The sequence below is a fragment of the Salipiger sp. HF18 genome, assembly GCF_011806505.1.
In the GTDB taxonomy this organism is placed as follows: domain Bacteria; phylum Pseudomonadota; class Alphaproteobacteria; order Rhodobacterales; family Rhodobacteraceae; genus Salipiger; species Salipiger thiooxidans.
The window spans coordinates 1-9,123 of record NZ_JAATOS010000140.1 but is presented as its reverse complement, the minus strand read 5'-3'; the positions used below and the strand labels follow the sequence as shown (position 1 = coordinate 9,123).

Below are 9,123 nucleotides of genomic sequence, written 5' to 3'. Positions count from 1 at the left end.
GAGATCTGCAGGAAGTTCATCGGCGGATCGCTGAACACCCGCGCCGTGGTGGCGTCGCGCGGCTGGCGGTAGACCTGCGGCGTCGGGCCGAACTGCGTGACCCGGCCCTCCCAGAGCGTCGCGGTGTTGCCGCCCAGAAGCAGCGCCTCCTCGGGTTCGGTGGTGGCGTAGACGAAGATCGAGCCCGAGGCCTCGAAGATCTTGGGGATCTCGATCCGCAGCTCCTCGCGCAGCTTGTAGTCGAGGTTGGCGAGCGGCTCGTCGAGCAGCACCAGACCCGCGTTCTTGACCAGCGCCCGGGCCAGCGCGCAGCGCTGTTGCTGGCCACCCGACAGCTCGAGCGGCTTGCGCTTGAGCATCGGCGTCAGCTTCATCAACTCGGCGCTCTCGCGCACGCGGCGGTCGATCTCGGCCTTGTCAGCGCCCAGAAGCTTCATCGGCGAGGCGATGTTGTCGTAGACGGTCATCGACGGGTAGTTGATGAACTGCTGGTAGACCATGGCCACCTTGCGGTCCTGGACCCGCATCCCGGTGACGTCCTGCCCATCCCAGATGATCTTGCCGGTGCTGGGCACGTCGAGCCCGGCCATCAGCCGCATCAGCGAGGTCTTCCCCGCCAGCGTCGGCCCCAGCAGCACGTTCATCGTGCCCTTCTCAAGCGTGAGATCCGTCGGGGCGATATGCACCTGCCCCTCGACGGTCTTCGACACGCCCTGCAATTCCAGCGACATAAGGTCCTCCTCCGTGCGCCGTATGTCTCGCCGCGCTATTCCGCGGCGGCAGCGCCTTCCCGGCGGGATGTCATCCAGCCATCAAGCGCCGCGATCTCCTCCTCGCTCAGGCGCAGCCCGAGCTTGGTGCGTCTCCACACCACGTCCTCTGCCGTGCGCGCGTATTCGCGGCGCATCAGCCAAATCATTTCCGCCTCGGTCAGCGTCGCGCCGAAGTCCCGCCCCAGATCCGCCGCGGTCGTCGCAGACCCGAGGAAGCGTCGCGCCTCGGTGCCGTAGGTCCGCACCAGCCGCAGCGCCCAGTCGGAGCCGAGGAAGGGGTAGTCCCTCTCCAGCCCCTCGATCAGCGCCTGCACGCCGTCCACCGGGAAATCGCCCCCCGCCAGCGGTGCGCCCGCCGTCCACGGGCCCTTGCCGACCGTCAGATGCTCGCCGATCTTCTCGAGCGCGCTTTCCGCCAGCCGCCGGTAGGTGGTGATCTTGCCGCCGAAGATGTTGAGCACCGGGGCGCCGCCCGAGGCATCGACCTTGAGTGTATAGTCCCGCGTCGCCGCCGTCGCGCTTGACGCACCGTCATCGTAGAGCGGGCGCACGCCGGAATAGCTCCAGACCACGTCGTCGGCCGAGATCGCCTGCCTGAAGTAGCGGTTGGCGAAGGCGATCAGGTAGTCCCGCTCCTCGGGGCTGCATTCCGGGCGCCGCGAGGGATCGGTGTGTTCGGAATCCGTGGTGCCGATCAGGGTAAAGTCCCGCTCGTAGGGGATTGCGAAGATGATCCGCCCGTCGGTGCCCTGGAAGAAATAGCACTTGTCGTGATCGTAGAGCCTGCGGGTGACGATGTGCGAGCCGCGCACCAGCCGCACGCCCTCGCGTGAGGGCAGGTCGATCTTGTCGTGGATGATGTCGCCGACCCACGGCCCGCCCGCGTTCACCAGCATCCGGGCGTGGTGGGTGCGGCGGTCGCCGGTGACGGTGTCCATGGTCTCGATCTGCCAGATGTCGCCGTCGCGGCGGGCGTGCGTGACCTTGGTCCGGGTGAGGATGGTCGCGCCGTGGGCCTCGGCGTCGCGGGCGTTCAGCACCACGAGCCGCGAATCCTGCACCCAGCAGTCGGAATATTCGTAGGCGGTCTCGAACCGGTCCTGCAGCGGCGCGCCCTCGGGCATGCCGCGCAGCGACACCGTGGTGGTGCCGGGCAGGATCTTCCGTCCGCCGAGGTGGTCGTACATGAAGAGCCCCAGCCGGATCAGCCAGGCGGGGCGGCGACCCTTCATCCAGGGCATGACCGTGGTCAGCAGCTTCGACGTGGGCGTCTCGCTCTCGAACCGCATGGACGGGTGATAGGGCAGCACGAAGCGCATCGGCCAGCTGATGTGGGGCATCGCCCGCAGCAGAACCTCGCGCTCGATCAGCGCCTCGCGGACGAGCCGGAATTCGAAATACTCGAGGTAGCGCAGCCCGCCGTGGAACAGTTTGGTGGAGGCCGAGGAGGTGGCGGAGGCAAGATCGTCCATCTCGGCCAGCGTGACCGAGAGGCCACGGCCGGCGGCGTCGCGTGCGATGCCGCAGCCGTTGATGCCGCCGCCGATCACGAACAGATCGACACGCTTTATGTCGCGGCTTTCGCTCACGCTTTACTCCCCCTGATCGTGAGCAAAGGGTAATCATGAACCGAGCAATCGCGCAAGCGATTTGTTTTCGTTTGTGTTCGTCTTTTGAATTTCAGACATTTAGCCGGCAAGCCCTTGCGATAATGCCAAAATGTCATCTGCTATTTTGCAGATGCAGCACCGATTTCGCTGGATTTCGAATGTGAATGGCGGTTTCCTAAGGGTCATGCGGAAAAAGCGAAAGAAACCGAAAAGACATGTCCCAGTCCTTCCGCCATCCTGAAATCCTCGAGATCGCCCGTCGCGACGGCAAGGTGACCGTCGAGGGACTCGCGCAGCATTTCGGGGTGACGCTGCAGACCATCCGGCGCGACCTGACCGAGCTTGCCGACGCCGGCCGGCTCGAGCGGGTGCACGGCGGGGCGGTGCTGCCCTCGGGCACCATCAACATCGGCTACGAAGAGCGGCGCCATCTCAACAACGTCGGCAAGGCGTCGATCGCGCGGGAATGCGCGGCGCGGATCCCGGACGGCATCTCGCTGTTTCTCAACATCGGCACCAGCACCGAGGCTGTGGCGCAGGAGCTTCTGCACCACAAGGACCTGATGGTGGTGACCAACAACATGAACGTGGCCAACATCCTCGTGGCCAATCCCGATTGCGAGGTGCTGGTCACCGGCGGCACCCTGCGGCGCACCGATGGCGGGCTGATCGGCACGCTGGCCACCGACAGCATCCGGCAGTTCAAGTTCGACCTCGCGGTGATCGGGTGCTCGGCGCTGGATGCCGAGGGCGACATCCTCGACTTCGACATCCAGGAGGTGGGCGTGAGCCGCGCGATCCTGCGCCACTCGCGCAAGACCTACCTCGTCGCCGACCACTCCAAGTTCAAGCGCAGCGCCCCGGCGCGCATCGCCTCGCTGGCCGAGGTCGATCTCTTCGTGACCGACGAGCCGCTGTCGCCCGCGCTGGCCCGCTCCTGCGAGAGCTGGAACACCGGCGTCGTGGTGGCACGGGCCGAGGCGGGCTGAGCGGCGCGCCTCACGGCGTCAGCGGCCAGATCACCGGCGCCAGCAGCACGGTGACCACGCCCGCGATGACGTTCATCGGCAGGCCGAGCCGCAGGAAGTCGGTGAAGCGGTAGCCGCCGGCGTTGTAGACCATCGTGTTGGTCTGGTAGCCGATCGGCGTGGCAAAGCTGGCGCTGGCTCCGAACATGACCACGACCACGAAGGCGCGCGGGTCGAGCCCCAGCGTCGAGGCCACTCCTACGGCGATCGGCGTCATGATGACCGCGACGGCGTTGTTGGTGACGATTTCGGTCAGCACCGAGGTCACCGCGTAGATCAGTGCCAGTGCCACCAGCGGGCTCGCCATCGAGAGCGGCCCCGAAAGCACCTCGACGATCAGCGTCATGGCGCCGCTGCGGTCCATGGCGGTGCCCAGCACCAGCATGCTGACGATGAGCAGCAGGAGCCGTCCGTCGATGGCGCCGATGCCCTCGTCCGGCTCGACGCAGCCGGTGAGCAGCGCCACGGCGGCACCCACGATGGCCAGCGGCAGGATCGGCGCGAGGTCCAGCGCCGCGCCCAGCACCACAACCGCCATGATCGCCAGCGCGATGGGCGCCTTGCTGCGCCGGAAGGCGCGGGCCTCCATCGGCGCAAGCAGGATCAGGTGCTCGTCGCGGGCGAGCCGGACGATGTCCTCGGCCGGGCCGTCGAGCAACACGGTGTCGCCGGGGCGCAGGTGCAGCTCCTTGTCGGCGAGGTCGACCGAACTGCCCTGCCGGTGCACCGCGATGGGGTAGACGCCGTGGCTGCGGCGCCAGCCGAGCTCGGCGAAGTTGCGGCTGCGGTCGCGGACCAGCGCCTCGACCACCACGTGCCGGCGCGCGCCCGCGGGCTCGGTGCCGGCGATGGTGAGCCCCGCCGCCCCGCGGAAGCCGATCACCTCGGTGTCGGGCGCGTGCAGCACCACCCGGTCACCGGCCTGCAGCACCTGTCCCGGCAGCGCGCGGCGCAGCGAGACGTTGTCGCGGATCAGGTCGACCAGCCGCGTGGCGCTGCGCCGGAACTCGGGCACCTCGGTCACAGGGCGGCCGATCAGCGGCGAGCCCTCGGGCACGAAGAGCTCGACCTGCCACGACCGCCGCGCGCCCAGCGAGGGCGTGTCGCCGAGCGCGCGGCGCTCGGGCAGCAGCACCGGCGCCGCCAGCGCCACGAAGGTGCCGCCGACCAGCGCCAGCACCAAGCCCAGCGGTGCGATCTCGAGCAGCGAGAACGGCACCAGCCCGAGGTCGCGCGACACGCCGTCGACCAGCAGGTTGGTGGAGGTGCCGATCAGCGAGCAGGTCCCGCCCATGATGACGACGAAGCTCAGCGGCATCAGGAAGCGCGAGGCGCTGGTACCGAGCTTGCGGGCAAGGCCGAAGACCACCGGAATGAGGATCATCACCACCGGCGTGTTGTTCATGAAGGCCGAGGCCGCGGCGGCGAGCAGGAAGAACAGCCCGATGGTGGCGGCGGGGCTGCGGTCGAGCCGCCCGCCCAGCCAGTCCGCCACCGCGTCGAGCACCCCGGTCCGGACCAGCGCGGCGCTGAGCACGAACATCGCGCCGATGGTGGCGGGGGCGGGGTTGCTGAGCGCGTCCAGCACGTCCTCGACCGAGACCAGCCCGACCAGCAGCGCAACGGCGACGCCGCCGAGCGCCGTGACCTCGGAGGAGAAGCGTTCGAGCAGGAAAAGCGCGAAGACGGCCGCGATCAGCAGGAGGGCCGCGTAGGGCGAGAATGAGCCGAGCTCGAGAAGCATCTCATGACCTGGGAAAAGCCGTTCTGGTCGACGCCGACGGCGAGGCGTGGGAGGCAGCTCGCGATTCGGTTCCCGCGCCTCCTTCGGTTCCGGACGACTCTGCCAGTAAGTGCGGGCGACGGGAATGGGTCTCGTATGAGGTGTGCGATGGTGCGGCGCGGGACAGGCCGCGCTGCCGCGGATTTCGGCAGAGATCAGCCGTCAGGCCCGCAGCGGCTCGGCCCAGAACAGCACCTGCCCGCGTGGCAGCATCACGTCCTTGCGCGTCACCTGCCAGCCGCTGACCTGCGCCATGTGCACCACATCCTCGGCCAGCACGTGGTAGGGTGGGCGCAGGTCGTGGGTCACCACGCCGTCGGGCTGGCGCACCGGCGACAGCGCCGTGACCGCGTCGGGGGCAAGGAAGACCGTGAACAGGAATCGCTCGAGCCGCTCGAAACGGCGCAGGCTGGCGAGGGCGCGGCGCAGGTAGGCCATGGGCAGGTGCGGGAAGACCGCAAAGGCGATGGCATGGGTGATCGTGTCGGGCACGCCGGGAAACTCGAAGCGGGCGTCGGCGATCAGCCGCGCCGGGTCCAGCCGCGACGGGTCGGCAAGCTCGGCGCGATGCCCGGCGAGCAGGATCTCGCGCGAGGCGTCGGTGGCCCAGTAGTGGCCCGGCTCGAGATAAGGCACCGCCTTGCAGCCGAGGCGCAGCGCACCGGCGCCGATGTCGAGCAGGTGGTGGTGCGGCAGCAGCCCGGCCTCCTGCAGGATCGCCATCTGGATCCGCCCGGTCTCGTCCCAGCGGCCGCCGACGATCGCACGGTGCCGCCCCGCGCCGATGGCAGAGTCGTAGAAGCCGGCCTTTTCGTAGGGGTTGCTGGACAAGACCGGATTTTCCCGAGGAGAGCTGCGCCTTCCCTTGCTCTGCCGCGTCCCCGCGAGTCAAGACGGCTTGTCCCGGCGCCGTCGTCAGGCCTTGCGTCCGGGGCGATCCCGCAGTCCGCAAGCGCGGGCCTGCGGTGTGCGCCTCAGGCGGTGCGGCTGCGCAGGCTCTGGCGCAGGAGGGCCGCAAGGAACATGAGCGTCATCGCCAGCACGATGGTCGGCGCCGGGGCGCTGTCGAGCCAGAAGCTCGCGTAGGTGCCGGCAAGCCCTGCCAGCAGCGCTGCTGCGACCGAGACCGCGAGCATCGTGGCGAAGCGCCGGGTCAGCAGGAAGGCGATGGCACCGGGCGCGATCAGGTAGGCCACCGACAGGATGATCCCCACCGAGGACAGCATCGCCACGATCGTGGCCGAGAGCAGAGCGAGCAGCCCGTAGTGCAGCCAGCCGGTGCGAAGCCCGATCATCCGCGCCTGCACCGGGTCGAAGGCATGGGCGAGGAAATCCCGCCCCTTGGCCAGCAGCACCAGCGTCGCGGCGCCCGAGATCAGCCCCGCGGTCCAGAGGTCGCCCGCGCCCACGCCCAGCATGTTGCCAAAGAGGATGTGGTCGAGGTGCACCGCGCTCTCGATCCGGGTGTAGAGCACGATCCCGAGCCCGAACATGCCCGAGAACACCACGCCCATCACCGTGTCCTGCTTGACCCGCGAATGGTCGCGGATGAAGCCCGTCGCGATGGCGCAGAAGAGCCCTGCCACGAAGGCGCCAAGGATCAGCGGCAGCCCGACCATGTAGGCCAGCACCACCCCCGGCAGCACCGCGTGGCTGGTGGCGTCGCCCATCAGCGACCAGCCCCTCAGCACCAGCAGGCACGACAGCATCGCCGCCGCGGGGGCGATCAGCATGGTCACGAGAAAGGCGTTCTGCATGAACGGGAATTGCAGCGGCAGCAGCAGGGTCTCCATCAGCGGGCCTCCGTCAGGGCCTGCCGCGCCCGGCGCCGCGCCGCGAGCGTGCCGTGCTTGGGCGCGAAGACGAAGGCGAGCAGGAAGACAAGGGTCTGCAGGCAGACGATGACGCCGCCGGTGGCACCGTCGAGGAAGTAGCTGATGTAGGCTCCGAGCGCCGAGGTGACGGCCCCGATCAGGACCGAAACCGCGATCAGGCGCGGGAAGCGGTCGGTCAGCAGGTAGGCGGTGGCCCCCGGCGTCACCACCAGCGCGATCACCAGGAAGGCGCCCACGGTCTGCATCGCGGCGACGGTGCAGGCGGCCAGCAGGGTGAAGAACAGCAGCCGCAGTGCGCCGGGGTTGAGGCCGATGGTGCGGGCATGGCCCTCGTCGAAGAACACCGCCAACAGGTCGCGCCATTTGGCCAGCAGCACCACCAGCGACACGCCTCCGATGAGGGCGAGCTGCAGCGTGTCCTCGGGTGTGATGGCAAGGATGTTGCCCATGGTGATGGTCTGCACCGACACTGCCACCGGATCGAGCGAGACCATGAACAGGCCGAGCCCGAAGAACGACGTGAAGATGAGGCCGATCACCGCGTCCTCCTTGAGCCCCGTGCGCTGGCGCAGGAACAGCATGGCCAGCGCCGCGAGGCCGCCCGACAGGAAGGCGCCGAAGGCGAAGGGCAGCCCCAGCATCCAGGCGCCGGCGACGCCGGGCACGATGGCATGGCTCAGCGCGTCGCCGATCAGCGACCACCCCTTGAGCATGAGATAGGCCGAAAGGAAGGCGCAGACCGCGCCGACCAGGGCCGAAACCCAGATGGCGTTGGTCATGTAGCCGTAGGCGAAGGGCTCGGCGAGGGTGCTCATCGCAGCGCCCCGCAGCCCGCGGCTTCGGCGAGCGGGCGGTCGCGCTCTTGCGGCCCGGCCGGGCCAGGGACCGCCGCCAGCTGCGGCAGCACGTGGCGCAGGGTGCCGCCGAAGGTGCGGCGCAGGTTCTCGGGGGTGAAGACGGTCTCGGTGGGCCCATGGTCAAGCACGGTGCCGTTCACCAGCACCACGCGGTCGCAGAACTCGGGCACCGAGCCGAGGTTGTGTGTCGCCACGAGCATGACCCGGCCCTCGGCCCGCAGCTCGCGGAGCAGCGAGACGATCTGCTCCTCGGTCCGGACGTCGACGCCGGTGAACGGCTCGTCCAGCAGGATGACCCGCGCGTCCTGCGCCAGCGCGCGGGCAAGGAAGACCCGCTTTTTCTGGCCGCCCGACAGCTCGCCGATCTGGCGGTGACGCAGCCCGGACATGCCGACCCGGTCGAGCGCCGCGTCGACGGCTTCGCGGTCGTCGGGGCGGGCGCGGCGGAGAAAGCCCATGTGGCCGTAGCGGCCCATCATCACCACGTCCTCGACCAGCACCGGGAAGGTCCAATCGACCTCCTCGGCCTGCGGGACATAGGCCACCGCCTGCGCCTTCATCGCAGCGCGCACCGGCTGGCCGAGGATCTCGACCGAGCCCATGGCCAGCGGCACGAAGCCCATCAGCGCCTTGAAGAGCGTCGACTTGCCGGCGCCGTTCACGCCCACCAGCGCCGCGATCGACCCGCGCGGGACCGCGAAGGACGCATCGCGCAGCGCCGTGTGGCCGTTGCGGTAGGTGACCGTGAGGGCGCTGGCGCGGATGCCGTCGCTCATTGTCCCAGCCCTCCGACGATGGTTTCCGAGGTCACCCGCAGCAGGTCGAGGTAGGTCGGCACCGGGCCGTCGGGCTCGCTCAGGCTGTCGACGTAGAGCACACCGCCATAGGCCGCGCCGGTCTCGCGCGCGATCTGCCGGGCGGGCTTGTCCGAAACGGTGGATTCCGAGAACACCACCGGGATCGCGTGCTCGCGCACCGTGTCGATGACGGTGCGGACCTGTTGCGGCGTGCCCTGCGCGTCGGCGTTGATCGGCCAGAGATAGACCTCGCGCAGGCCGAAATCGCGGGCGAGGTAGGAGAACGCGCCCTCCGAGGTCACGAGCCAGCGGCGCTCGTCGGGAAGCGCATGGGCGGCGTCGCGCAGCGGGCCGATCACCGCCGCGATCTCGGCCTTGTAGCTCTCGGCGTTGGCGGCATAGGTCGCGGCGTTGGCGGGGTCGGCCCCGGCCATCGCGTC

At 69.1% G+C, this 9,123-nt stretch carries 9 protein-coding genes; 1 reads left to right on the top strand and 8 read right to left on the bottom strand.

Annotated features, from left to right (window positions below; translation table 11 throughout):
* Together HC022_RS13180 and glpD are read right to left on the bottom strand one after the other, a co-directional pair.
* Nucleotides 1-731: ABC transporter ATP-binding protein (locus HC022_RS13180; RefSeq protein WP_167452744.1), on the bottom strand; the 731-nt coding region annotated here is incomplete at its 3' end.
* Nucleotides 732-766: 35 nt separating this feature from the next.
* Nucleotides 767-2,362, bottom strand: a complete 1,596-nt coding sequence (glpD, locus tag HC022_RS13175; RefSeq protein ID WP_167452743.1) for a glycerol-3-phosphate dehydrogenase — start codon at nt 2,360-2,362, stop codon at nt 767-769.
* A 236-nt stretch (nt 2,363-2,598) separates the two neighbouring features.
* On the opposite strand from glpD, the gene HC022_RS13170 reads away from it, so the two are divergent.
* Nucleotides 2,599-3,372: a DeoR/GlpR family DNA-binding transcription regulator gene (locus HC022_RS13170; RefSeq protein WP_167452742.1), complete on the top strand. Its 774-nt coding sequence runs from the start codon at nt 2,599-2,601 to the stop codon at nt 3,370-3,372.
* Nucleotides 3,373-3,382: 10 nt separating this feature from the next.
* Here the strand turns inward: HC022_RS13170 and HC022_RS13165 are convergent, their stop codons facing one another.
* The 6 genes from HC022_RS13165 to HC022_RS13140 form a co-directional block, all read right to left on the bottom strand.
* A complete protein-coding gene (locus HC022_RS13165) occupies nt 3,383-5,155 on the bottom strand; it encodes an SLC13 family permease (RefSeq protein ID WP_167452741.1) in 1,773 nt (590 codons plus the stop codon).
* Between the two features lie 201 nt (nt 5,156-5,356).
* Complete coding sequence (locus tag HC022_RS13160; protein ID WP_167452740.1) at nt 5,357-6,025, bottom strand: class I SAM-dependent methyltransferase; 669 nt, start codon at nt 6,023-6,025, stop codon at nt 5,357-5,359.
* A 143-nt stretch (nt 6,026-6,168) separates the two neighbouring features.
* The gene (locus HC022_RS13155; RefSeq protein ID WP_167452739.1) at nt 6,169-6,987 is read right to left on the bottom strand and encodes a metal ABC transporter permease; all 819 of its coding nucleotides are present in this window, start codon (nt 6,985-6,987) and stop codon (nt 6,169-6,171) included.
* On the bottom strand, nt 6,987-7,844 hold the full coding sequence (locus HC022_RS13150) for a metal ABC transporter permease (RefSeq protein WP_167452738.1): 858 nt from the start codon (nt 7,842-7,844) through the stop codon (nt 6,987-6,989). The genes HC022_RS13155 and HC022_RS13150 overlap by 1 nt, the downstream gene beginning before the upstream one ends.
* Nucleotides 7,841-8,662 carry a manganese/iron ABC transporter ATP-binding protein gene (locus tag HC022_RS13145; RefSeq protein WP_167452737.1) on the bottom strand — a complete coding sequence of 274 codons (822 nt, stop codon included), beginning with the start codon at nt 8,660-8,662 and terminating at the stop codon, nt 7,841-7,843. The genes HC022_RS13150 and HC022_RS13145 overlap by 4 nt, the downstream gene beginning before the upstream one ends.
* The coding region (locus HC022_RS13140) for a metal ABC transporter solute-binding protein, Zn/Mn family (RefSeq protein WP_254885081.1) at nt 8,659-9,123 on the bottom strand (465 nt) is incomplete at its 5' end. The genes HC022_RS13140 and HC022_RS13145, both read right to left, overlap by 4 nt.